Source organism: Halorientalis persicus (genome assembly GCF_900110215.1).
GTDB classification, from domain to species: domain Archaea; phylum Halobacteriota; class Halobacteria; order Halobacteriales; family Haloarculaceae; genus Halorientalis; species Halorientalis persica.
In genome coordinates this window covers 35,612-56,872 of record NZ_FOCX01000006.1, presented here as the reverse complement: position 1 = coordinate 56,872, position 21,261 = coordinate 35,612, and the positions used below count along the sequence as shown (strand labels likewise).

23 protein-coding genes are annotated in these 21,261 nt (G+C 66.8%); 13 read left to right on the top strand and 10 right to left on the bottom strand.

The features are described from left to right. The first annotated feature begins 165 nt into the window (after positions 1-165). Positions 166-1,065 (top strand): ParA family protein, encoded by a 900-nt coding sequence (locus BMX17_RS08520; protein ID WP_092659059.1) that lies wholly within the window; start codon positions 166-168, stop codon positions 1,063-1,065. Next, positions 1,062-2,312: a chemotaxis protein CheW gene (locus BMX17_RS26910; protein ID WP_244514963.1), complete on the top strand. Its 1,251-nt coding sequence runs from the start codon at positions 1,062-1,064 to the stop codon at positions 2,310-2,312. The genes BMX17_RS08520 and BMX17_RS26910 overlap by 4 nt, the downstream gene beginning before the upstream one ends. Here the strand turns inward: BMX17_RS26910 and BMX17_RS08510 are convergent. The 3 genes from BMX17_RS08510 to hisF form a co-directional block, all read right to left on the bottom strand. Further along, positions 2,309-3,553 (bottom strand): NAD(P)/FAD-dependent oxidoreductase, encoded by a 1,245-nt coding sequence (locus BMX17_RS08510; protein WP_092659058.1) that lies wholly within the window; start codon positions 3,551-3,553, stop codon positions 2,309-2,311. The genes BMX17_RS26910 and BMX17_RS08510 overlap by 4 nt on opposite strands. A 65-nt stretch (positions 3,554-3,618) precedes the next feature. Next, positions 3,619-4,590, bottom strand: coding sequence for a phosphomevalonate decarboxylase MvaD (mvaD, locus tag BMX17_RS08505; RefSeq protein WP_092659057.1), 972 nt, complete (start codon positions 4,588-4,590; stop codon positions 3,619-3,621). 153 nt (positions 4,591-4,743) lie between these two features. Then, positions 4,744-5,559: an imidazole glycerol phosphate synthase subunit HisF gene (hisF, locus tag BMX17_RS08500; RefSeq protein WP_092659056.1), complete on the bottom strand. Its 816-nt coding sequence runs from the start codon at positions 5,557-5,559 to the stop codon at positions 4,744-4,746. Positions 5,560-5,695: 136 nt separating this feature from the next. Between hisF and BMX17_RS08495 the strand changes: the two genes are divergently transcribed. From BMX17_RS08495 to BMX17_RS08485, 3 genes are all read left to right on the top strand, one after another. After that, the gene (locus BMX17_RS08495) at positions 5,696-5,881 is read left to right on the top strand and encodes a DUF7550 family protein (protein WP_092659055.1); all 186 of its coding nucleotides are present in this window, start codon (positions 5,696-5,698) and stop codon (positions 5,879-5,881) included. 42 nt (positions 5,882-5,923) lie between these two features. Further along, positions 5,924-6,346 (top strand): hypothetical protein, encoded by a 423-nt coding sequence (locus BMX17_RS08490; RefSeq protein WP_092659054.1) that lies wholly within the window; start codon positions 5,924-5,926, stop codon positions 6,344-6,346. Positions 6,347-6,407: 61 nt separating this feature from the next. Beyond that, on the top strand, positions 6,408-6,893 hold the full coding sequence (locus tag BMX17_RS08485; RefSeq protein ID WP_092659053.1) for a cupin domain-containing protein: 486 nt from the start codon (positions 6,408-6,410) through the stop codon (positions 6,891-6,893). Here BMX17_RS08485 and purL read toward each other — a convergent pair whose 3' ends face one another. The 4 genes from purL to BMX17_RS08465 all read right to left on the bottom strand — a co-directional run bounded on the left by purL (position 6,894) and on the right by BMX17_RS08465 (position 11,840). Continuing rightward, positions 6,894-9,038 carry a phosphoribosylformylglycinamidine synthase subunit PurL gene (gene purL, locus BMX17_RS08480; protein WP_092659052.1) on the bottom strand — a complete coding sequence of 715 codons (2,145 nt, stop codon included), beginning with the start codon at positions 9,036-9,038 and terminating at the stop codon, positions 6,894-6,896. 90 nt (positions 9,039-9,128) lie between these two features. Beyond that, positions 9,129-10,934 carry a cytochrome c oxidase subunit I gene (locus tag BMX17_RS08475; protein ID WP_092659051.1) on the bottom strand — a complete coding sequence of 602 codons (1,806 nt, stop codon included), beginning with the start codon at positions 10,932-10,934 and terminating at the stop codon, positions 9,129-9,131. 156 nt (positions 10,935-11,090) lie between these two features. Then, positions 11,091-11,345, bottom strand: coding sequence for a DUF6684 family protein (locus BMX17_RS08470; RefSeq protein WP_092659050.1), 255 nt, complete (start codon positions 11,343-11,345; stop codon positions 11,091-11,093). A gap of 78 nt (positions 11,346-11,423) precedes the next feature. Continuing rightward, positions 11,424-11,840, bottom strand: a complete 417-nt coding sequence (locus BMX17_RS08465) for a DUF7541 family protein (RefSeq protein WP_092659049.1) — start codon at positions 11,838-11,840, stop codon at positions 11,424-11,426. Between the two features lie 99 nt (positions 11,841-11,939). On the opposite strand from BMX17_RS08465, the gene BMX17_RS08460 reads away from it, so the two are divergent. Further along, positions 11,940-12,662: a halocyanin domain-containing protein gene (locus tag BMX17_RS08460; protein ID WP_092659048.1), complete on the top strand. Its 723-nt coding sequence runs from the start codon at positions 11,940-11,942 to the stop codon at positions 12,660-12,662. Positions 12,663-12,670: 8 nt separating this feature from the next. On the opposite strand, the gene BMX17_RS08455 is transcribed toward BMX17_RS08460, so the two are convergent. Continuing rightward, positions 12,671-13,201, bottom strand: coding sequence for a type II toxin-antitoxin system RatA family toxin (locus tag BMX17_RS08455; protein ID WP_092659047.1), 531 nt, complete (start codon positions 13,199-13,201; stop codon positions 12,671-12,673). A gap of 102 nt (positions 13,202-13,303) precedes the next feature. Here BMX17_RS08455 and trpB point away from each other — a divergent pair, with 102 nt between their 5' ends. The 4 genes from trpB (at position 13,304) to BMX17_RS08435 (ending at position 17,036) form a co-directional block, all read left to right on the top strand. Next, positions 13,304-14,473 (top strand): tryptophan synthase subunit beta, encoded by a 1,170-nt coding sequence (trpB, locus tag BMX17_RS08450; RefSeq protein WP_092659046.1) that lies wholly within the window; start codon positions 13,304-13,306, stop codon positions 14,471-14,473. A gap of 84 nt (positions 14,474-14,557) precedes the next feature. After that, positions 14,558-15,727 (top strand): hypothetical protein, encoded by a 1,170-nt coding sequence (locus tag BMX17_RS08445; RefSeq protein WP_092659045.1) that lies wholly within the window; start codon positions 14,558-14,560, stop codon positions 15,725-15,727. Positions 15,728-15,788: 61 nt separating this feature from the next. After that, entirely contained in the window at positions 15,789-16,526 is a 738-nt protein-coding gene (locus tag BMX17_RS08440; protein WP_092659044.1) for an NAD(P)/FAD-dependent oxidoreductase, read from the top strand. 54 nt (positions 16,527-16,580) lie between these two features. After that, on the top strand, positions 16,581-17,036 hold the full coding sequence (locus BMX17_RS08435) for a YbhB/YbcL family Raf kinase inhibitor-like protein (RefSeq protein ID WP_092659043.1): 456 nt from the start codon (positions 16,581-16,583) through the stop codon (positions 17,034-17,036). 76 nt (positions 17,037-17,112) lie between these two features. Here BMX17_RS08435 and BMX17_RS08430 read toward each other — a convergent pair whose 3' ends face one another. Then, positions 17,113-17,622: an SCP2 sterol-binding domain-containing protein gene (locus tag BMX17_RS08430; RefSeq protein WP_092659042.1), complete on the bottom strand. Its 510-nt coding sequence runs from the start codon at positions 17,620-17,622 to the stop codon at positions 17,113-17,115. 135 nt (positions 17,623-17,757) lie between these two features. Between BMX17_RS08430 and coaBC the strand changes: the two genes are divergently transcribed. The 3 genes from coaBC to BMX17_RS08415 all read left to right on the top strand — a co-directional run bounded on the left by coaBC (position 17,758) and on the right by BMX17_RS08415 (position 20,264). Next, positions 17,758-18,912, top strand: a complete 1,155-nt coding sequence (gene coaBC / locus BMX17_RS08425) for a bifunctional phosphopantothenoylcysteine decarboxylase/phosphopantothenate--cysteine ligase CoaBC (RefSeq protein WP_092659041.1) — start codon at positions 17,758-17,760, stop codon at positions 18,910-18,912. A 62-nt stretch (positions 18,913-18,974) separates the two neighbouring features. After that, on the top strand, positions 18,975-19,448 hold the full coding sequence (locus BMX17_RS08420; RefSeq protein ID WP_092659040.1) for a molybdopterin-dependent oxidoreductase: 474 nt from the start codon (positions 18,975-18,977) through the stop codon (positions 19,446-19,448). A 42-nt stretch (positions 19,449-19,490) separates the two neighbouring features. Further along, a complete protein-coding gene (locus tag BMX17_RS08415; RefSeq protein ID WP_092659039.1) occupies positions 19,491-20,264 on the top strand; it encodes an SDR family NAD(P)-dependent oxidoreductase in 774 nt (257 codons plus the stop codon). 26 nt (positions 20,265-20,290) lie between these two features. On the opposite strand, the gene BMX17_RS08410 is transcribed toward BMX17_RS08415, so the two are convergent. Further along, positions 20,291-21,223, bottom strand: coding sequence for a hypothetical protein (locus BMX17_RS08410; protein WP_139203448.1), 933 nt, complete (start codon positions 21,221-21,223; stop codon positions 20,291-20,293). Positions 21,224-21,261: the final 38 nt, after the last annotated feature.

Genomic DNA, 21,261 nt, shown 5'->3' with positions numbered 1-21,261 from the left:
ATCACCGGGTATCGTTTCCCGGTTCGAAACCTGCAACACCTGCGGTACGGCTCCCGGAGTGACGGAGCGACGTGCCGCCGGAACCGGCGGCACGTCCCCTCTACAACAATTGAGAATCGGGAGCGGATTTTTATAAGGAGCGGTGACCGACCACCGGTAGTAGCGATGCATCGAAACGACCGTCCCGCGGCGCTCTGTGTGACAAACGCCAAGGGCGGGACGGGGAAGACGACGGTGGCGATCAACGTCGCGGGCGCGTTGAACGAGCGCGGGCGGGACGTGCTGTTCGTCGATCTCGACCCGCAGGGCAACGCCACGGAGGGGCTGGGTCTGGTCGAAGCCTACGACGCGGCACCGCCGACGCTGTTCGACGTCCTGACCGACCCCGACCAGCGGTCGGCGGTCCACGACCTGATCCGCTCCCACGACGAGATGGACGTGTTGCCCAGTAGCATCGATATGCTCCAGGCCGAACACGAGTTGACGCTGGCCAACGTGATGACCAAGCTCGACGCCGACCCGTCGCTGGACGTGGATCCCGCGGTGCTGGAACCGCTGACGATCAACGTCGGACCGGACACGATCACCGGCGACACGGCACTGGACGGGTTGGAGCAGGTACTCGACGAGCTCACCGACTACGACTACGTGATCGTCGACTCGCCGCCGTTCTACGGCCAGTTGACCGACACCGCGATCTACGCGACGGGCAACGTCTTGATCCCGGCACTGACCGAGGCCACCTCCGAGCGGGCCATCGAACTCCTGTTCGACCAGATCGCGGCGCTGGAGGATCGCACCGGGGAGACGGTGCGGGAGGTCGGCGTCGTCGCCAACCGGGTCGAGTCGACCAACGAGGACGCAGAGATGCTCGACTGGCTGGAAGCCGTGTTCGAGGACGTGCCGGTCTGGTCGGTCCGCAAGCGGGTCGCGCTCCAGCGGGCCTTCTCCAGCGGCCAGTCGCTGTTCGCGTACGACCCGACGGTGGACATGGCCGACCGATTCCTGGAGATCGCCGCCGATCTGGACAGGCAGTTCGGATTCATAGAGGAGATACCACAATGAGCGACGAGGACACCAACGACCGGATGGAACGGGCGAACCGCATTCGAGAGATGCGCGAAGGACGACGCCGCGCACCCACGGACGACGAGAGCGACGACGCGGACGAGTCCGACGCGACCGCCGACGGTGGCGAGACCGAGAGTGAACCACCGGCCGACGAATCCGACGCAACGGACGAGGCCACGGCGGATACTGAACCGGCCGCTGCCGAGACCGACGATATCACGGGAGCCGACGACGACGCCGGATCGACACCGACGATCGACGAGACGGTCGATCCGGCCGCGGACCCACCGGCAGACGCCCCGACGGACGCGAGCGATACCGCCGGCGCGGCCTCGGCCGACGAGGACGCCGGATCGGCGGACCCAGCGGCCGACGCCGGCGGTGTCACGGAGACCGAGGACGCGGCCGATGCCACAGCCACCGATACCGACGATCGGGGCGACAGCGAGAACGGGCGGGAACACGCCGCTGACGAATCCGACGCCGTGGCGACGAGTGGCTTCGAGTTCGCGGAGTCGGCCGCGGACGAGGACGGCGACGACACGGCGAGCGACGACAGCGACGATGAGACGGCGACCACGGAGGCGGCGACCGAGACGGCCGAACGAACGACGCCCCAATCCGGCGTCGCGTCGACGGTGTCCTCGGCCGACGCGGCCGAAGCTGTCGACGCACTGTCGGGAAGCGGGACCTTCGCCATCCCGGATCAGGCGACGACGGTCTCGGAGGACGACGAGCAGTCGATGCTGGACGCCGAGGGGACCGTCGCCGCCGCACGAGCGGCCGCGGCGGGTCGACGCACGGCCCACGCGAGCGACCGAACGCGGGTCCTGGAGTTCGAGTTGGGCGAGGAACGGTTCTGTCTCGACATCGAGTACATCGAGGAGATCGTCGAACTGGAGAACATGACCCGGGTTCCCAACTCGCCGTCCTACGTCGAGGGCGTGGTCGATCTGCGCGGGCAGGTGACGGCGATCATCAACCCCAAGGACGCCCTCGCGGTCGAGGACGAGGGCCGTGGCGACCTCATCGTCGTCTTCGACTCCGAGGAGATGGACGAGCAGGGCCACCTCGGCTGGGTCGTCGACGAGGTCCGACAGGTCACACCCGTCAGCGACGACGAGGTCAACGAGTCGCCCGACGAGGAGGACGAACACATCAACGGCATCATCAACCGCGAGGACGAGGACGACTTCATCGTCTGGACGACGCCCGACCTCGCGCTGAACTCCTCGTCCTAATCGTTGCCGTCTTCTTCCTCGTCGACCGCTACGTCCACGGCCGCCGGTTCGCCGTCTTCTTCCTCGAATGCGTCGACGGCCTCGTCCGGAACGCCGTCGAGATCCAGTTCTTCACCCACGAGCCCGACGGCTTTCCGGACGGCACCGACCGAGGTCAGGTAGCCGACGCCGACGGTCGCCTTCAGCGCGACGGCGGCCGGGCCGGTCAGGACCGTCCCGCCGACCTGTGCGACCGCGCCGTCGCCGACGCTGACCAGCCAGCCCGGCGAGTCGAACTGGAAGTCCTCGAGGCGCGGCTCGAATTCGCCGTTACTGTCCCCGATGCGGTGGTCGACGAGTTTCTCGATGTTCGCCGCCGCCACGCGGGCCTCGCGGATAGCCGCCTGCGCGCTCGCGGGGACGGCCTGGCCATCGGCATCGACGACGCGGGCGGCGTCGCCGACGACGAACGTGTCACCGGCTAGCTGGAGCCGACTCCGAACCAGCGGGCGGTCGCCGGCCAGTGCGTCCGGCCCGCGGATGCCCCCGGTCCAGACGAACACGTCGTAGTCGATGGTGGTCCCGCCGTCGAGAGTAATCGTGTTCCCGTCGGCCCCATCGACGGCCGCGTCCGTCCGAACCGTGATCCCGCGGTCCCGGAGCTGTTGGTCGACCGCACGCTGGAACCGCTCGGGGAAGTTCGGCGCGACGGTTTCCTGCTGTTCGAGTAACGTGATCTCAGCGGCGTCACCAGCCCCCACCTCGCGGGCCAGCGCGGCGAGTTCGCCCGCGACCTGGATCCCCGACAGCCCGGCCCCGCCGACGACGATCCGGGCGTCGCCGGCGTCGAACGCTTCGAGCACGTCGGCCCTGATCCGCTCGGCGTCGTCGAGGCGTTTCAGCGGCGTCGCGTGGGCCTCGACGCCCGGCAGGTCATAGAAGGCCGTCTCTGCACCGAGACAGACCGCCCCGACGTCGTAGGCGAGTTCCTCGTCGCCGTCGAGCGTGGCGACCCCCGCCTCTGCATCCAGGTCGGTAACCCGAGCCTGCCGAATCTCCGCACGCTCGAAGCACTCCGTCAGCGGAACCGTAATGTCCTCGGCGATGGACGGCCGACGGATCGCGCGGTGGAGTTCGTGCTGGACGAGGTGGGCCTCGTCCTCGTCGACGACGACCAGATTCACCTCGGGCGGGAGCTGTTGCTCCAGCCGTCGAGCGAGCGTCAGGCCAGCGTAGCCGGCCCCGAAAACTGCGATCTTCATGTTTCTCTGTTGGGTCGCCGGTGGGTAAAGCGCTCCCCCGCTCTCGCGAGGCGGGACACGCGGACTCAGAACAGGGCCGCGCTCTCGTCGAGCAGCTGTGACGGACCGCCGACCTCCCAGACGCGGGTGTCCACGCCACAGTCGGCGACGGCACCCTCGACGCGGTCGACGTGCTCGGCGGTCGTGTTGACGTAGACGCTCGCGCCCGTGTCGACGGAGAAGTAGACCGGCACGTCCGCCTCGCGGAGCTCCCGGACCGTGTTGAACATCTCGATGGTCCGGGGCTGCCAGTAGACCCAGCCCGCGGGGCCGGTCATCGTCGTCGCCGCCAGCGACAGCGAGTCGTGTTCGGCCAGCTGGAAGGTGCGGTGGAAGTCACCCTCGCGCAGAGCGTCGCGCATCTCCGCGATCTGTCCGTGGATGTGGGCCATCCGCGCATCGAACATATGACTGTCTGCGGCCTCGCGGTGGGCCTCCTCGGTCTCCTTGTAGGCCGGGACCTCCGCGCCGATAATCCGGAGGTCGTCTTCGAGGTCGGTCTCGATGCGCTCGGAGCGACAGTCGGCGTCGTTCAGTCCCGTCCGAAGATGGGAGAACGCGCCGGTCACCGCCCGTGCGGCCGAGGCCGAGCCACGGCGCGCGACCGTCGAAATGTCCGGGAGCGTCATGTCCAGGTCCGTCGCGCCCACCAGGGCCCGCGCGGCGGCGGCAAAGCCCGACGACGACGACCCGAAGCCGATGTTCGTCGGGAAGTCGTTCTCGGACTCGAACCGCACCGCGTGGTCGATACCAGCGAGGTCGCGGACGTGATCGACGACGTTCTCGATGCGCTCGCGCCCCCGCCCTTCGACAGTCTCGCCGTCGATCAGGAACACGTCCTCGTTGCTGTCGGGTTCGAACTCGACGGTCGTCACCGTCCGGCTCGGTGCCGTGCTGACGCTGATCGAGTCGTGGTACGGCTGGCGCAACTGTTCGTCGCGCATCCCGTGGTACTTCACCAACCCCTGAATCGGATGTGCCTTCGCCGTCGCTTTCATACCTCCTGATTCGGGCACCGGAACTTATTACAACCGGAGTTCCGCGCCGCCACCTTTTTGCTCGTCGGGTTCGCCTCCGGCGAACCGCTCCTCGAAAAACGTGGGCGAAAAAGCCGAGCGCTCGTTGCACTCGCGCTCGGTACAACGCATTAACTACAACCGCACCGGCACCCCGCGCTCGTCCAGATACTCCTTGGTCTCCTGGATCGAGTACTCCCCGAAGTGGAAGATAGAGGCCGCGAGCCCGGCGTCCGCGCCAGCATCGGTGAACACCTCGTATATATCTTCGGGGCCCCCACAGCCCGAGGAGGCGATGACCGGCGTCGAGACGGTGTCACAGACGGCTTTCGTCAGCGGGATGTCGTAGCCGTCCTTGGTCCCGTCGGCGTCGATGGAATTGACGAACAGTTCGCCCGCGCCGCGTTCCTCGGCCTCCTCGGCCCAGGAGAGCACGTCGATGTCGGTCCCCTCACGACCGCCCTTGACCGTACACTCGAACCAGCAGGACTCGCCGTCGACCTCGACGTAGTGGTCGCCCTGCTCGTCGAACCGGCGGCGGGCGTCGACGCTGATGACGATACACTGACTGCCGAAGGCCGCCGCGCCCTCCTCGATGAGTTCCGGACGCTGGAGTGCCCCGGTGTTGATCGACACCTTGTCCGCGCCGGCGCGCAGGGTCTCTTTCACGTCCCCGCGGGTGCGGATGCCGCCGCCGACGGTCAGCGGGATGAACACCTCATCGGCGATGGACTCGACGACGTGGAGCATGGTCTCGCGGCCCTCGGCCGAAGCGGTGATATCGAGGAAGACGAACTCGTCGGCCCCGGCCTCGTTGTACTTCTTGGCCATCTCGACCGGGTCGCCGGTGTACTCCAGATCCTCGAAGTTGACGCCGGTGTACACCGCCGCGTTGCCCTCGTCGTCTAAGTCCACGTCGATACAGGGAATGATCCGTTTGGTGAGGGTCATCAGTTGCCTGCGGCTACGGCACCGCCCGACAAAAGGCGTCTGATTCCCGCAGTCGGGGCTCGCCGCGGGTCGGCCGCTGTGTCGCCTGGACCGCGGTTTCGACACATCGAAGTACGCCGATTCCAAACAGCCAGTTATGAGCGACGATCACGACGAGGACCGACCCGAGTACGATCCGGAGAGTCCCGAGATCCCCGACGGGGAACCGCCGCTGCGCAGCACCGCCCCGCAGAGTGACTTCACGATGAGTCAGGTCGGCTTCGGCTTCGTCGTCCTCGTAATCGGCCTCGCGGTCACCTTCGGCATCCCGTTCCTGCTGTAGCGCAGTCGGTGACGTTTTGTTCGTCCTGTTAGCATCGCAACTATGGAGCGACGGGAGTCTCTCTGCCTCCTCGTCAGTGTCGGCTGTCTCTCGGTGAGTGGCTGTCTGGACGGTGTACTCGGCCCGGACGGAGTGATCGTCGACCACGTCGAACTGGTGAACACGACCGGCGTTCCCATGGACCTGACCGTCGAAATCGCCGAAGACGGCGCAACTGAGTTCTCCGAGACGGTCACAGTACTCGGGGGGTACGATACCCGGACGCGCGTGGTCATCCCGGCCCCGGTCGACGAGCGGGGAGAGTACACGGTCACCGCGCGGCACGAGGACACCGTCACCGACGTAGACGCCGTGGACTTCGCCGGTGACGACCGGTTCGTGTCGGTGACGTTTCGCGTCCGCGAGGACGGCGATATCAGCGAATGGATCGGTTCCAGCGACGACCCAGACTACTACCGCGAGTGACGGTCGCAGTTCTGGTGAAAATTCGTGTGGGTTTTGTAACTGGTTCGAGTACGGCCAATCGATGGACAAGATCAACGAGTCCGAACTGGACTGGAAGACCTACGACCAGGACGAGGCGACGTTCCACCGGAAGGAACTCGGCGCGGCCGTCGGGGCCGACGACCTGGGTTGTAGCCTCTACGAGATGCCGCCGGGGACGCGGGCCTGGCCCTACCACTACCACACCGCCAACGAGGAGGCGATCTACGTGCTGGCCGGCGAGGGCCTGCTTCGGGCCGAGGACGGCGAACACGACCTCCAGGCGGGCGATTTCGTCACCCTTCCCGCCGACGAGTCCGGCGGCCACCGCGTGGTCAACGACGGCGACGACACGCTCCGCTACCTGATGGTCTCGACGATGCACGAACCGGACGTGACGATCTACCCGGAGATGGAGAAGTTCGGGGTCTACGTCGGCTCGCCGCCCGGCGGCCGCGACGAGCGCCCCTTCAAGGGGTACTACCCCATGGACGACGAGGTCGAGTACTGGCCCAGCAAAGAGGAGTAACTACTCCAGTTCCCGCTCGATGACCGAGCGCAGGTCCGCGATCACGTCGGCCCCGTAGTGGAGTGTCTCGTCGTTCGCCGTCAGCGACAGCGCCCCCGAGTCGTCGGCCGAACCGACTCGCTCGACAGGGGCGATCCCCTCGAAGGCCGCTTCGACGGCGTCGGCGTCGTCGGTCTCGATCACGACGCGACCGGGCTGTTCGTGAAAGCAGAGTTCGGCGGCGCTTCCGTCGCCGTCCAGACGCACGTCCGCGCCCGCATCGTCGGAGACCATCTCGGCGAGCGTCACCGCGAGGCCGCCGTGGCTGGCGTCGTGGACCGCGAGCGTGGCGTCGTGATCGGCTACGTCCGCCAGCGTCTCGACGAACGCAGCGCGGTCGTCTGGAAGTTCGGGGAATCGGCCGCTCCCGCCGTGCTGTGCGAGGTACGCCGATCCGCCGAGTCGGGGTTCGGACCCGTCCGAGAGCGCCCGGTCGTTGACGACCAGTAACTCACCCTCGCCCGAGAGGGCCGCCGGGGGCGCGTCGTAGCCGTCCTTGGTGCCCACCAGCGCGAGCGTCGGCGTCGGCGGGATCGGGCCGGTGTTCGAGTCGTTGTACAGCGAGACGTTCCCGCCCACGACTGGCACGCCGAGTTCGGCGCACATATCGGCCAGCCCGTCGACGATTCCCTCGAACCCGCCGTACACGTCGGGTTTCTCGGGGTTGCCGCCGTTGAGACAGTCGACCGCGGCCAGCGGCGTCGCGCCCTTCGCGGCGACGTTGGTGGCGTTCTCCAGTGCGACCGCCCGCGCGCCGTCGTAGGGTGCGGCGTCGGTCCAGTTGGGGTCGGCTCCGGCGGAATACGCCAGTCCCGTCTCGGCTTCGCGAATCGCCAGGATCGCGGCGTCGTCGCCCGGTGGCGTCGCCGTCCGGACCTGCACCTCGTGGTCGTACTGCCGGTAGACCCAGCGCTTGGAGGCCGTGTTGGGACTGCCGACGACGGCCTCGAAGGCGTCGTCGAGGTCGGTCTCCGGGAGGTCCCGCTCGGGCTGGCTCGGCTCCACGGAATCGAGGTCGTTGAACGGCGCGCCGTCGCCGAGGAACTCCGCGGGCGCGTCGACCACGACCTCGCCTTCGAACTCACAGAGGTAGTTGCCGTCGGTCACGTCGCCGATGACCGAACAGCCCAGATCGTAGCGGTCTGCGATCTCGGCCACCCGGTCGACGTTCTCGGGTTTCACCTCGTAGGCCATCCGTTCCTGGGATTCCGCCAGCAGGATCTCCAGGGCGTTCATGTTGGGCTCGCGCTGGTGGACCCGCTCCAGTTCGATGTGGGCACCGAGGCCACCCTTGGCGACGAGTTCGCTGGTCGCGCCGCCCAGCCCCGCCGCGCCGAGGTCGCGCGCGGACTCGACCAGGTCCTCGTCGATCAGCGCCTCGTTGGCCTCGATCAGGAGTTTCTCCGTGTAGGGGTCGCCCACCTGCACCGCGGGCCGGTCCTCGGTCTCGGCGTCCTCCGCGAGGTCCTCGCTGGCGAAGGAGGCTCCGCCCAGCCCGTCCCGACCCGTCGCGTTGCCGACGAGGACGAGCTTGTTGCCCGGCTCCTGGGCCTCGGCGGTGACCAGCCGGTCGGGATCCTCGATCAGGCCGATACAGGAGACGTTCACCAGCGGGTTGCCCTCGTAATCGTCGTGGAAGGCGACACTGCCCGTGACGGTGGGCACGCCGATGCAGTTGCCGTAGTGGCTGATCCCTTCGACGACGCCCTCGAAGAGATAGCGGGAGTGTTCGCGGTCGAAGTCGCCGAAGTACAGCGAGTCCGCGAGTGCGATGGGGTAGGCACCCATCGAGAGGGTGTCCCGGACGATGCCGCCGACGCCGGTCGCCGCGCCGTCGAACGGGTCGACGTAAGAGGGGTGATTGTGGCTCTCGATACCCAGCGTGATGTAGGTGTCACTGTCTGGCAGGGCGACGACGGCCGCGTCGTCGCCGGGCCCGACGACGACGTGCTCGCTCTCGCTCTCGAACGCCGAGAGCAGCGGTCGTGAGGAGCGGTACGCGCAGTGTTCGCTCCAGAGGTTCTCGAAGAGCGCGGCCTCGGCTGCCGTCGGCTCGCGGCCGAGTTCCGCGGTGACGAGATCGTGGTCCTGATCGGACAGACTCATTGGACACGGGTAGCCACAGGCCGGCTAAATCGCTTTCCATGTCGCGCGTGCGGCGCAGAAAAGAGCCGCGAACGGCGGTCGCGTCGCCCGTCAGTCGTCGGCTCGTTCGACGTCCGCGTCGTCACCGTCGGTGGGCCTGCCACCGTCGGTCGCGACCTCGTCCTCGCCCTCGCCGCCGTCCGTGGCGATCTGGGTTTCGAGGCGGTTCTCGTGCCAGGTGAACTCGCGGCCGAACAGTTCCGGCGCTTCCTCCTTGAGGTTCCAGGGGTCCGGGCCGACGCGTGGACCTTCCAGCCACGACTGGACGAGGTTCCAGACGAAGATGATCTGGCCGACAAGCAGGATCAACGCACCGACCGAAGCCAGCTGGTGGAAGGTCGTGGTCGTCGCCAGGGGCGCGATCGCCGAGTCGAACTCGTAGGTCGCGTACCGGCGGGGCATACCCAGATACCCAAGCGCCAGCATGGCGAAGAAGGTGATGTTGGTGCCGATCATCGACAGCCAGAAGTGCCACTTCGCCAGCGTGCGCTGATACATCCGGCCGGTGAAGATCGGGAACCAGTAGTAGATTCCCGCGAAGACGGCAAAGCCGATGGCACCCATGACGATGTAGTGGAAGTGACCCACGACGTAGTAGGTGTCGTGGAGGATCATGTCGACGGGGATCGACGCGAGGAACACGCCGGTGACCCCGCCGAGGATGAAGTTCGAGACGAACCCGATACAGAACAGCATCGGGGCCGCCAGCCGGATCTTCCCGTTCCACATCGTCGTGATCCAGTTGAACGTCTTCACCGCGCTCGGTATCGCGATGGCGAGTGAGACGGCCATGAAGCTAGCTCGGAGCCGCGGGTCCATCCCGGTCGTGAACATATGGTGAGCCCACACGCCGAAGCTCAGGACCCCGATGGCCAGCGTGGAGTAGACGACGAACTTGAACCCGAACAGCTTCCGGCCCGAGAAGCGAGGCAGGATGTAACTCACGAGTCCCATCGGCGGGAGCACGAGGATGTACACCTCTGGGTGGCCGAAGAACCAGAACAGGTGTTGCCACAGCATCGTCCCACCACCCTCGACGGCGAAAAAGAGGGTGTCGAAGTTCCGGTCCAGCAGGAGCATGATCAGCGCGCTTCCGAGCAGCGGGAAGGCAAAGAGGATCAGCGCCGACTGGGTGAGGACGGTCCACGAGAAGATGTCGAGGTTCGCCCAGGTGACGTCGTCCCCACGCTCGGTGAAGATGGTCGCGATGAAGTTGATCGCACCCATCGTCGCCGAGACCCCAGTGAGGTGCAGGCCGAGCATCATCAGGTCGGCCCCCACCTGGGTCTGCTCGACCGACAGCGGCGGGTACATCACCCAGGAAGTCTGGGCGGTGCCGATGCCGGGGATGAGGAAGCCGCCCCAGACCAGCAGTGCGCCGGGTGGGAGCAGCCAGAACGCGATGGCGTTGATCCGGGGGAACGCCATGTCGTCCGCGCCGATCAGTAGCGGGATGAAGTAGTTCGAGAACGCCGCGAGGATCGGCGTCCCGAACAGGAACAGCATCGTGATCCCGTGACTGGTCAGGATGGCGTTGTAGAAGCCGTTCTCGATGACGGCCCCGGCCGGCGTGATGAGTTGCAGCCGGATGAGGACGGCCATGATGCCACCGACCGCGAACGCGAGCACCCCGTAGGTGCCATACAGCATCCCGATGTCTTTGTGGTCGACGGTCGTGAGCCACCGTACGATTCCGCCGGGCTTTTCGTCGTGCCCGTACCCCGCTTCCTCGCCGATGGCACCGCCGCCGGCGAGTGGCGTGTACGAGCGCCAGTCCTCGATCCGTGTCAGCAACGCTGCCACGGCGACGAGGAACACGCCCATCAGCACCGTTAGTGCGAGCTGTCCTGCAGCCATTGATACTCGACTCTCAGGACTGGGGGCTAAAGAAAGATTCCCTTTGGGTCCTCTCGAACGTGTTCGTCCGGGGACAACGCGGCGGTTCAGGCCCAACGCGAGGTCACCACTCTCGAGTGGGTAGCGCCCGCGAGAACAAAGAGATCCAGCACCGAGTCAGGCCGTGTGGTCTTCGTCGCCTTCCATCTCGGTTTCGGCCTTCGAGATCGCTTTCCCGGAGTAGTAGGTCAAGATAGCCAGCAGGACGAACGCGGCGATCAGGATGCCGAACTGGAGCGACGAGATGACGTTGTCCCAGCCGAAGGGGTTGACCAGGCCAAAGGCCACGATGAAGAACAACAGGATGCCAAGCGGGATCATATTGACCGTGAGGTCGAGGATGGTTTCGCGGTCGAATGTACTCGGGAGCATACCAACCGGTTTGGAGACGACGATAAATAGGTTGTCGGAATCGTCGCGTTATCGCGTCGTCGTTCCGAATCGTCGCGGCTAGCGAGCGTCGACGTTCCGTTCGAGCGCCTGAACGGTACCCCCAGCGGCGAGCAGGATGATGCCGGCCAGCGCCACGGCGAGCGCGCGCGGGACGATGAGTCCGAAGTCACCGGGTGCGGCGACCACGTCGATCAGCACGCCGGGGTCGACGCCGACGCGCCAGGCGACGACGGCGAGGCCGATCGCCGCGAGGACACCGCCGAACGCGAGCAGGGAGCCCCACAGCGTGTCGACGTACGCCGATTCTTTGAGGATGCCGGCGACGCTCCCGCCGAACAGCAACAGGCCGCCGACGGCGATCGAGAAGATGCCGATGATGATGCCGACCTCCGAGAGGACGAACCCGAGCGCGACGAACATGGGCCACGGGCTGGCTTTCCGGTACTGGTCGCTCAGGCCGGGCTCTTCTTCCATACCCCACGAATAGGGCTCACGCGTAAAATGCGCATCGAAACCCCGAGCCGTCGACTCGGAACCAACATATTCACTACCACCCCCTTCTAACGCCCGAGCATGAGCGACCGTTCGGAGGACGTGTCACGACGGGGTTTCCTCATGGCGACGGCGGGCGGCGCTGCGGCCGCCGGCGTCACGGGCACGGCGGCTGCCCAGGAGACCACCCAGACGGGCGGCACCGCAACGGCAAACGGAACGGCGACCAACGGGACGGCCACCAACGGGACGAGCGCCCCCGAAGGGACCGAGGGCGGCGGTGGCGGCGGTATCCCGGACCTCGGCGGCTATCTCGACGACGCGAACACCTACGGCGGGAGCGTCACCGACAAGACCGGCCAGAGTACTGTCACGGTGCAGGTGGGTGCTGGCGACGGGTTCGCGTTCAGCCCCGCGGGCGTCCGCGTCGACAACGGCGCGACCGTCGAGTGGGAGTGGACCGGTGAAGGTGGCGCGCACAACGTCGTCTCGGACGGCGACGGCCCGCTCGACTCCGGCACCGCGGTCGGCGGTTCGGGCGTCAAGTACGAGCACACCTTCGAGGAGGACGGCATCTACAAGTACTACTGTAGCCCCCACGAGGGACAGGGGATGCTCGGTGCGGTCGTCGTCGGGACGGACTACCCCACGGTCGAACCCGAAAGCGGCGGTGGCGGTGGCGGCCCCGCCCTCCCCGGCAGCGCCAAGACCATCGGCGTCGCGACGGCACTCGTGATGAGCGCGTCACTGGGCCTGTCCTACGTCTTCATGAAGTACGGCGGCGATTACGAGATTAACGAGTAGAGCGCTTCTTACACCGACGTATCGACGGTTTCGATTTCGAGGTCGACCTCGCGGTGACGGCCTTCGAGGTCGGCGACGATTCGCTCGACCACCCGCTCGGCCTCGGCCTGGATCTTCGGTTTCGCCTTCTCGATCACCCAGTCCATCGAGACGAATCGCGGGAGATCCAGCACGCCCGAGTCGGCCGAATCGGGGTGGAACGTGACGGTCAGGCGCACCCGACAGGCGTGTTCCTGACTGTCGGCGCGTTCCTCCGGGATCGGTTCGACGGTCCAGCTCCCCGCTGCGTCGATGTCTTTCGTTATCTCCCAGTCGATCCGGTTCGGCGGGTCGGTGTCGGTCACTCTCGAGTGAGCGGTGTAGGTGAGTTTCCACCACGCGAAAGTGAGGAAGTAGCGCGTCCCTGGACTGCCGTCGCCGTCGCTACGGACGTCCTCGAGGTACTTCGAGTACTTGGCGTACCCGGGGAAGTCCTCGAGAAACTCGTAGATCTCCTCGGGTGGCAGGTAGACGACGGTGCTGACCTCGACTCTGTCCACACCCACTCTGGGGCCGACCGGTCCGTAAACATTCCGCAGGCTCACGGCGTCGACCAGTCGGCAAACAGTAGACATATGTGCGTCCCCGAGACTGAGAGCGACATGAGCGAACACGACGGCACTGACGCGGCGTTCGGTGAGTTCGGCGGACGCCACGTTCCCGAGCCGATGCAGGAACCGCTCGCGCGGCTCGCGGCGGCGTTCGAGGACATCGCGAAGACCGAGGCGTTCCACGAGGAGTTCCGGGCGATCCTGGAATCCTACGCCGGCCGCCCCACGCCGCTGTACCACGCCGAGCGCCTCTCCGAGGCGTACGGTGCCGAGATCTACCTCAAACGCGAGGACCTGCTCCACGGCGGCGCACACAAGATCAACAACGCCATCGGGCAGGCCCTGCTCGCCGAGAAGGCCGGCAAGGACCGGCTGATCGCCGAGACCGGGGCGGGGCAACACGGCACCGCGACCGCGATGGTCGGCGCGCTGTTCGACCTCGATACGGAGGTCTACATGGGGGAGAAAGACGTCCAGCGCCAGCGGATGAACGTCTTCCGGATGCGGCTGATGGGCGCACAGGTCAACCCCGTCACGCAGGGTGGCGCGGGGCTGGCCGACGCCGTCGACGTGGCCCTGGAGGACTTCATGGAGAACGTCGACGACACCCACTACATGGTGGGCTCGGTCGTCGGTCCCGACCCGTTCCCGCGGATGGTCCGTGAGTTCCAGTCGGTCATCGGCAAGGAGGCCCGCGAGCAGGCCATCGAGCAGATCGGCGAACTACCCGACGCCTGCGTCGCCTGCGTCGGCGGCGGCTCGAACGCCATCGGCCTCTTCCACGCGTTCCGCGACGACGACGTAGCCTTCTACGGCGGCGAGGGCGGCGGGGAAGGCGGTGACTCGGACCGTCACGCCGCACCGCTGGACTCGGGCAAAGAAGACGTTATCCACGGGATGCGTACGAGAGTGATCGACGACGACGTGGAGGTCCACTCGGTCTCGGCGGGGCTGGACTACCCTGGCGTCGGCCCCGAACACGCGCGCTTCCGCGAACTGGGACGCGCCCAGTACCGCGCGATCACCGACGACGAGGCCCTGGAGGCGTTCCGGGAACTCTCCCGCACCGAGGGGATCATCCCCGCGCTGGAGACGGCTCACGGGCTGGCGATGGCCAAGAAGGTCGCCGCCGAGACCGACCACGAGACCATCGTCGTCAACCTCTCGGGCCGGGGCGACAAAGACATGGAGACTGCCGCCGAGCACTTCGATCTCGACTAGCCCCATCATCTGGCCACGGGAACTGGCTCGTCCGGCGTTCCGAGATCCCACGTTTTATCAGCGGACGGTCCGGTTGGCGGGACGATGCGAGTGAATCGGCGTCGGATTCTGCAGTCGCTCGGACTCCTCACCGCCACGGGGGTCGCGGGCTGTGCCGGGCAATCTGACTCGACACCGCCACGAGACGACGATGCCAGCGACAGCGGCGATCGGGCACGGGAGATCGAGCGGAAAGCGACGAACCGGGCGGCGATGTACGGCCACTTCCGCGAGACGTTCTCGCGGGAATACACCTACGACGAGCTGGTTTCACAGGCGCTGACGCCGCTGGGAACGTTGCTCGAAACCCTGGAGATCACGGACCGGATGAGAGGGGATCCGCCCGCCGTCGCCGCAGCCGTCGCGATCGCACCGCTGCCCGACCCGATCGACGCGCTGTCGGAAGCCAAAGACGTGATCGTCGGCCGACGGTACAGCGCGGCGAACGCGATATACCAGTGTGGCGCGTACACGGACGCGCTGGATACCGCCTGTATGGATTCACCGGAGGCACGGGTCAGGGAAGTCAGAGACCGAAACCGAACGCTCCGGACGAAAGCGCAGGCAGTGGCCGACGCCGCCGGAGCGTATCGCTCGTCACGAACCGACGAGAACCGGGCGCGCCTCGTCGCCGCGTTGCGCGCTGAGTTCGAGCACACCGCCCCGCTGCCGGCACTGGCGGCCTGGACGGAGATCGACGCGTCAGCGTACGCGAATCGAACGCAGTGGGAAAGGCAGGGCGCGAAGTACGTCAGAAACCTCGCCACCGCGAACGCGAGCAGCATCGTCGCGGCGCGAGCGGCGCTCGACGAACAACTCAAGTGGACCGATGGCCCCGCAGACGACCAGCCGACGAACACGCCGACGGAGCCGCGAACGGAGCCCGCAAAAGACACGCCGAACCCGCAGTACGAGTCACCGAAAGCCACCGTCAAAGCGTACTACGCCGCCATCGAAGCGGGCGACAGAGCGGCGGCGAGCGAGTACACTGTCGACGGAATCGACGTTCCACGGAGTCGAATGGAACGGGTACAGGAACAACTGCAGGAGTTCGATGATACGGGATTCCTCATCGACAGCAAGACGGACCGGAGAGCCGAGGTAAGCGTCGTGTTGACCAAACCATACGGCGGGGAGGCGGGGCAGGAGATGGGCACGGTCAACCGCTATACGCTCCGCAGACAGGACGGGCAATGGCTCATCAGCGAGTTCTGAAAGGGTCTCGCCACCCGGAACCGAACCATTCTATTCGGGGGCCGGTCAACTACCCGCTGTCATGACCGAGACCACGGACGTGTTGATCGTCGGCGGCGGCGTCGCCGGGCTGAGCGCCGGCGTGTTCACCGCCCGGAACGGGCTGGAGACGACCGTCGTGAGCGACGGCGAGTCGCTCCTCCGGCGGAACGGCCACCTGGAGAACGTCCCCGGATTTCCCGCCGGCGTGAACGCCCGGCAGTTCCTCGACTTGCTCGAACGGCAGGCCCAGCAAGCGGGCTGTGCCTTTCACGAGGGGGAGGTGACGCAGGTGGCGGTCGACGACGAGGGCTTCGACGTTGCGACGGCCGCCGGCGACCAGTTCTGGGCCGACTACGTGATCGCGGCGACGAAGAACACGGTCGAGTACCTCCGGGGGATCGAGGGCGTGGGCTTCGTCGACCGCGGGAAGATGTACGTCGACACGGACGAGCGCGGCCGCACCGGCGTCGACGGCCTCTACGCCGCGGGGCGACTGGCCGAGAAACCCCACCAGACGGCGATCTGTGCCGGCCACGGGGCCGAGGTCGCCGTCACGCTCCTGGAGGAGGACGACCGGCCGTTCTACCACGACTGGGTCGCACCCGAGGGGTATTTCTCGGACCGGGATCGGGACGTGCCGCCGGGCTGTGAGGAGATCGACGAAACCGAGCGGGAAGTACGCGAGCGCGAGGCCATGGACACCATGACCGAGGCCTTCGCCGAGCGCCATCCCGACGAGCCGACCCAGCATCCGAGCGTGGCCGACGATAGTGAGTGAGTCCACGCCGTAGTTTCTTCTGTCACCCGCTCGTATCACCGGTGGAGGGATACTGTGAGTGACCTACGACTGGTGAGTCCGGCCTTCGAGGACGGGGCGACGATTCCCGAGCAGTACGGCTACACCGAGGACGACGTGAACCCGCCCTTGCGCGTCGAGAACGTGCCCGGCGGGGCCGAGTCGCTGGTGTTGATCGTCGACGACCCGGACGCGATGGAGCCGGCGGGGAAGATCTGGGACCACTGGATCGTCTGGGACATCGACCCCGATATCGGTGAGATTCCCGAAGACTGGGCGGCCGACGACGCCACCGAGGGGCAAAACGACTACGGCGAACACGGGTACGGCGGCCCGAACCCGCCGGACCGGGAACACACCTACCGGTTCCGGCTGTACGCCCTCGACGCGACGCTTTCCCTGCCGGTGTCGACCGACAAGGACGAACTGGAAGACGAGATGATGGGGAAGGTGCTGGCGAACGCACGGCTTGAGGGTACGTACGCGCCCTAAGAAAGACGAATTTCGCGCGCCCCACCCCCACGGGTGCCAGGCGCGGTTCGGCCGATTCGCGATCGGCGTGAAACGTCTAGTACTCCTCGTGTGCGAACACGGAGTCGACTTCCGTCGCGCACTCGGTCAGCAGCGTCGCGGCGTCGGAGTACTGGAGGATCTTCTGCATATCGCCGTCCAGCTCGAACTTCCCGGACATCATGCCGTCGACGGCACCGATGTTGCCACGGGTCAGCTCCACCCAGTTCTCGTAGGTGCCGGTAAGCTTGAAGCCGTTGTCGACATCGTCTTCGGACTCGATGAGGTAGGCGTCGGTACACTCACCGTCTTCGAGCCCGACGAACGTCTGACCGGTGTAGCCTTCCGATGTCTCGGAAACGTACTGATCGAGTTCTTCCTGAATGTGCTCGGGCATGGCCTCGACGTCGATGTCGTCGAGGGGCATATCGGTCATCTTGAAGATGAAGTCGCCGTTGAAGTCGACCCCCCAGCCGGCGGACTTCTCCGAGTACTCTTCGTTACCGTTTACCTTTGCTTGATAGTCTTCGAACCATTCCGAACTCGGGAATATGAGTCCATCTGCCATAGCATCACCACGTGAGACCCCAACCCTAGTAAAACTTCACGGGGAAATCTACGGCCTCTTTTTAAGCACCCCCAAATCGGGGGCGCCCTATACAATCCCCTACGGATTTACCCCACCGGGGCAAACGGATAGCTAATGCTTTCCGGAGTGAACGTCGCGCTCGGGGTCACCGGGTCCATCGCGGCGGTCAAGACCGTGGAGTTGGCCCACGAGTTACGCCGTCAGGGGGCGTCGGTCCGCGCCGTCATGACCGACAGCGCCACGGGGATCGTCCACCCGTGGGCGGTCGATTTCGCGACCGACGAACCCGTCGTCACCGAGATCACCGGACAGGTCGAACACGTCGAGTTGTGCGGGCGGGAGGGCTGGGCCGACGTGTTGCTGATCGCGCCGGCGACGGCCAACACCGTCGGGAAACTGGCGGCCGCCGTCGACGACACACCGGTGACGACGACGGCGACGACGGCGCTGGGCGCTGGCGTGCCCGTCGTCGTCGCGCCCGCGATGCACGAACCGATGTACGACCACCCCGGCGTCCTCGAAACCATCGCCCGCGTCGAGTCCTGGGGCGTCGAGTTCGTCGACCCGCGCATCGAAGAGGGCAAGGCCAAGATCGCCAGCGAGGACGCCATCGTCACCGGTGTCGCCCGCGCGACGACGCCCGACCCGCTGGCGGGCGACCACGTGATCGTCACCAGTGGCGCGACCACCGAGGCCGTCGATCCCGTCCGGACGCTCTCGAACCGCGCGTCGGGCAAGACCGGGCGCGCGGTGGCGCGGGCCTGCCACGTCCGCGGGGCCGACGTGACGCTCGTTCACGATGGCGAGGACGTTCACTACGCCGACGTGGAGCAGGTCGAGAGCGCCGCGGAGATGCTCGATGCCGTCCAGGCCCACGCCGACGACGCCGACGCGCTGGTCTCGGCGGCTGCCATCTCCGATTACACCGTCGAGGCGGCCGGCGAGAAGATCAAGTCCGGGAAAGACCAGTTGACGCTCGAACTGACACCGACGCCGAAACTGATCGACACCGTCCGAGAGGCCTATCCCGACCTGTCCATCGTCGGGTTCAAAGTCGAGACGGAAGGCGACGAGGCGACGCTTATCGAACGCGCCCGCGAGACGATGGAGCGGGCGGGTCTGTCTTTCGTCGTCGGGAACCACGCGGACGTGATGGGCGAGGCCGAAACCAGAGCGCTGGTGATCCGACGGGACGGGTCCGACGAGTACGCCGGGAGCAAGGCCGGCCTCGGCGCGCACGTCGCGGCGGAGCTCGCGGCGGAACTGTAGCTCCCGGATATCGGGAACGTGTAGCCGGGCTTTTGTGTCCGCCGACACGACATCGAGGCGACGTGACTGCCGAGCGCGAACGGACTGGGGCGGCGTACGTCGAGATCGAGGGCGAGCGACAGCTCCTGCTCCCGACGGCGCTCGACGCCTGCGACGGGTTCGAGCCGGTCGAGATCGCCACGGACATGGCGTGTGACGACAGCGGCCCCATCGACGGCCCCTGGACCGGACTGGACCTCGGCGACCTCCTGACGGCCGCCGAGAGTCCGCCAGCGGCCACGCACGTCCTCGTGACCTGCCGGGACGGCTACCGGGTCTGTCTCGACGTGACCGACGCGCTGTCGGCAGTGCTTGCCTACCGGCGGGACGGCGACCCGCTCGACCCCGACGAGATTCGCGTGGTCGGACCGGGGATCGACAGCGGCCGGAGCGCGAAGGGCGTCGTCCGGATCGAGGCCGTGGCGCTCGACGCCGGGACTGATCCGGCGGAACTGGAAGCACTGGAGCCAGCGAGCGACCCCGCTGTCGAGCCGTGAGATCGTCGGAAGACCTTTGCGGGACTCCTTCGAGACACGCCCATGCTCGACGACCTCACAGCCTTCGTCACCGGGGCGAGCCAGGGCATCGGCCGCGAGATCGCGATCACCCTCGCCGACCACGGCGCGACCGTCGCGCTGGCCGCGCGGGGCGAGGGCATCCACGACACCGCCGACGCCATCGACGACCCCGACCGCACGCTCGCCGTCGAGACCGACGTGACCGACGAGGCGTCCGTCCAAGCCGCCATCGAGGAGACCGTCGACACCTTCGGCGGCCTCGACTGTCTGGTCAACAACGCCGGCATCGCGGGTCCCGTCCAGCCCTACGACCGCGTGGAGGAAGCCGACTTCGAGCAGGTGCTGGACGTGAACCTGATCGGCGCGTGGCGCTGTATCAAACACGCCGGCGCACACCTCCGGGAGAGCGACCAGGGGAGCGTCGTCAACATCGGCTCCATCGGCGGGAAACGCCCCTACGCCAACCGGACGCCATACAGCGCGTCGAAGATGGGGCTGGTCGGGTTGAGTCGGACGCTCGCCGCCGAGTTAGGGCGGGACGACGTAACAGTCAACGTAATCCAGCCTGGCCCGGTCCAGGGCGACCGGATCGACGACGCGATCCAGGAACAGGCCAAACTGGCCGACGTAGAGAACGCCGAACCCGCCAGCGTCGGCGGTGACGACTTCACGCTGCCCGAGTACTTCATCGATCCCGAAGACGTGGCCGAACAGGTGGCCTACCTCGCAGGCCCTCACGCCCGGAAGATTACGGGGCAGGAGATCGCCATCGACGCCGGCGGCACCTGTTTCTGAGACGGGGGCGCACCGTCGCGGAGGGTTCAGGCCGCCCCGGTCGCGTTCGTCGAAGCCCAGTCGGGTTTCTCGACGGGGGTGGCCGCCGTCCACACGTACTCGTCGTGGTAGCTGGTGTCGGCCGTCTCCCAGGTTCGGTCGAGTGAGAGCACACGCCCGGACGCGGCGACAGTGACGGTCGCGTCGTACGTCGTGACTGGGCGCGGTCCGCGGTAGGTTCCGTTTCTCGCGACGAGCGTGGTCACTCGTCGGCCGTCGCGTTCGGTCACGTTCGCGACCTCGTAGTCCGCGTTCGACAGGGTCGGGGTCACGATACGGCTCTTGGCCGCGGCGGAGACGACGACCCGTTCGAGGGTTGCGCTCCGATTCTGTACGTTCACCGTCACGTTCCCGTCGGCACTGGCGACCCGCGAGACGAGTACCGACTCGTTGGCCCAGTAGCGCTCGTCGAGGACGCTGCTCTGGTTCCCGCGAGTGGTGTTCGCACCGACCGTCCACTGGAGCCGTGTGGCCCCCGGCGCGAGACGAGCGGTCTCGTTGCCACGGACGCGGATCGCGGTCCCGTCGACGCTCCCGTCGGTCCGGACCGTGGTTCGCATCGTGGCACCGTCCGCGACGACGCTGGCTCGGTGGGCACTGACGAGTGCTGTCACGTTCGCCACACCGTCGGCCGACACACCGGATGGGTACGCCCCCACACCGGGTGCCGTGTCGTTCGATGGGCTATCCGGGGTCGACGGTCGGTCGGTCGCCGTCGCGTCCGCTGTCGGTCGGTCGGTCGCCGTCGCGTCCGCTGTCGGTCGGTCGGTCGCCGTCGGGTCGGGTGCGGACCCGTCGGTCGACGTCGGTGACGCGGGGGCTGCATCGGGTGCAGTGGTCGTTGTCTGTCCGCTCGGTCCGCTACAGCCGGCGACCAGCAGGAGGGTCACGACTGCAACAGTCTGGAGGGCTCGTCGCACGGGGCGATGCAGGGCGTTCTCGGATTTAAATCGGTTGA

Excerpts from the sequence above, each read along its gene's own strand:
- BMX17_RS26910 (WP_244514963.1), top strand. The coding sequence starts at position 1,062 with ATGAGCGACGAGGACACCAACGACCGGATGGAACGGGCGAACCGCATT.
- coaBC (WP_092659041.1), top strand. The coding sequence starts at position 17,758 with ATGCTTTCCGGAGTGAACGTCGCGCTCGGGGTCACCGGGTCCATCGCG.
- BMX17_RS08485 (WP_092659053.1), top strand. The coding sequence starts at position 6,408 with ATGGACAAGATCAACGAGTCCGAACTGGACTGGAAGACCTACGACCAG.
- BMX17_RS08415 (WP_092659039.1), top strand. The coding sequence starts at position 19,491 with ATGCTCGACGACCTCACAGCCTTCGTCACCGGGGCGAGCCAGGGCATC.
- BMX17_RS08430 (WP_092659042.1), bottom strand. The coding sequence starts at position 17,622 with ATGGCAGATGGACTCATATTCCCGAGTTCGGAATGGTTCGAAGACTAT.
- BMX17_RS08445 (WP_092659045.1), top strand. The coding sequence starts at position 14,558 with ATGCGAGTGAATCGGCGTCGGATTCTGCAGTCGCTCGGACTCCTCACC.
- BMX17_RS08440 (WP_092659044.1), top strand. The coding sequence starts at position 15,789 with ATGACCGAGACCACGGACGTGTTGATCGTCGGCGGCGGCGTCGCCGGG.
- BMX17_RS08520 (WP_092659059.1), top strand. The coding sequence starts at position 166 with ATGCATCGAAACGACCGTCCCGCGGCGCTCTGTGTGACAAACGCCAAG.
- BMX17_RS08460 (WP_092659048.1), top strand. The coding sequence starts at position 11,940 with ATGAGCGACCGTTCGGAGGACGTGTCACGACGGGGTTTCCTCATGGCG.
- purL (WP_092659052.1), bottom strand. The coding sequence starts at position 9,038 with ATGAGTCTGTCCGATCAGGACCACGATCTCGTCACCGCGGAACTCGGC.
- BMX17_RS08470 (WP_092659050.1), bottom strand. The coding sequence starts at position 11,345 with ATGCTCCCGAGTACATTCGACCGCGAAACCATCCTCGACCTCACGGTC.
- BMX17_RS08495 (WP_092659055.1), top strand. The coding sequence starts at position 5,696 with ATGAGCGACGATCACGACGAGGACCGACCCGAGTACGATCCGGAGAGT.
- BMX17_RS08510 (WP_092659058.1), bottom strand. The coding sequence starts at position 3,553 with ATGAAGATCGCAGTTTTCGGGGCCGGCTACGCTGGCCTGACGCTCGCT.
- trpB (WP_092659046.1), top strand. The coding sequence starts at position 13,304 with ATGAGCGAACACGACGGCACTGACGCGGCGTTCGGTGAGTTCGGCGGA.
- BMX17_RS08465 (WP_092659049.1), bottom strand. The coding sequence starts at position 11,840 with ATGGAAGAAGAGCCCGGCCTGAGCGACCAGTACCGGAAAGCCAGCCCG.
- BMX17_RS08490 (WP_092659054.1), top strand. The coding sequence starts at position 5,924 with ATGGAGCGACGGGAGTCTCTCTGCCTCCTCGTCAGTGTCGGCTGTCTC.
- BMX17_RS08475 (WP_092659051.1), bottom strand. The coding sequence starts at position 10,934 with ATGGCTGCAGGACAGCTCGCACTAACGGTGCTGATGGGCGTGTTCCTC.
- mvaD (WP_092659057.1), bottom strand. The coding sequence starts at position 4,590 with ATGAAAGCGACGGCGAAGGCACATCCGATTCAGGGGTTGGTGAAGTAC.
- hisF (WP_092659056.1), bottom strand. The coding sequence starts at position 5,559 with ATGACCCTCACCAAACGGATCATTCCCTGTATCGACGTGGACTTAGAC.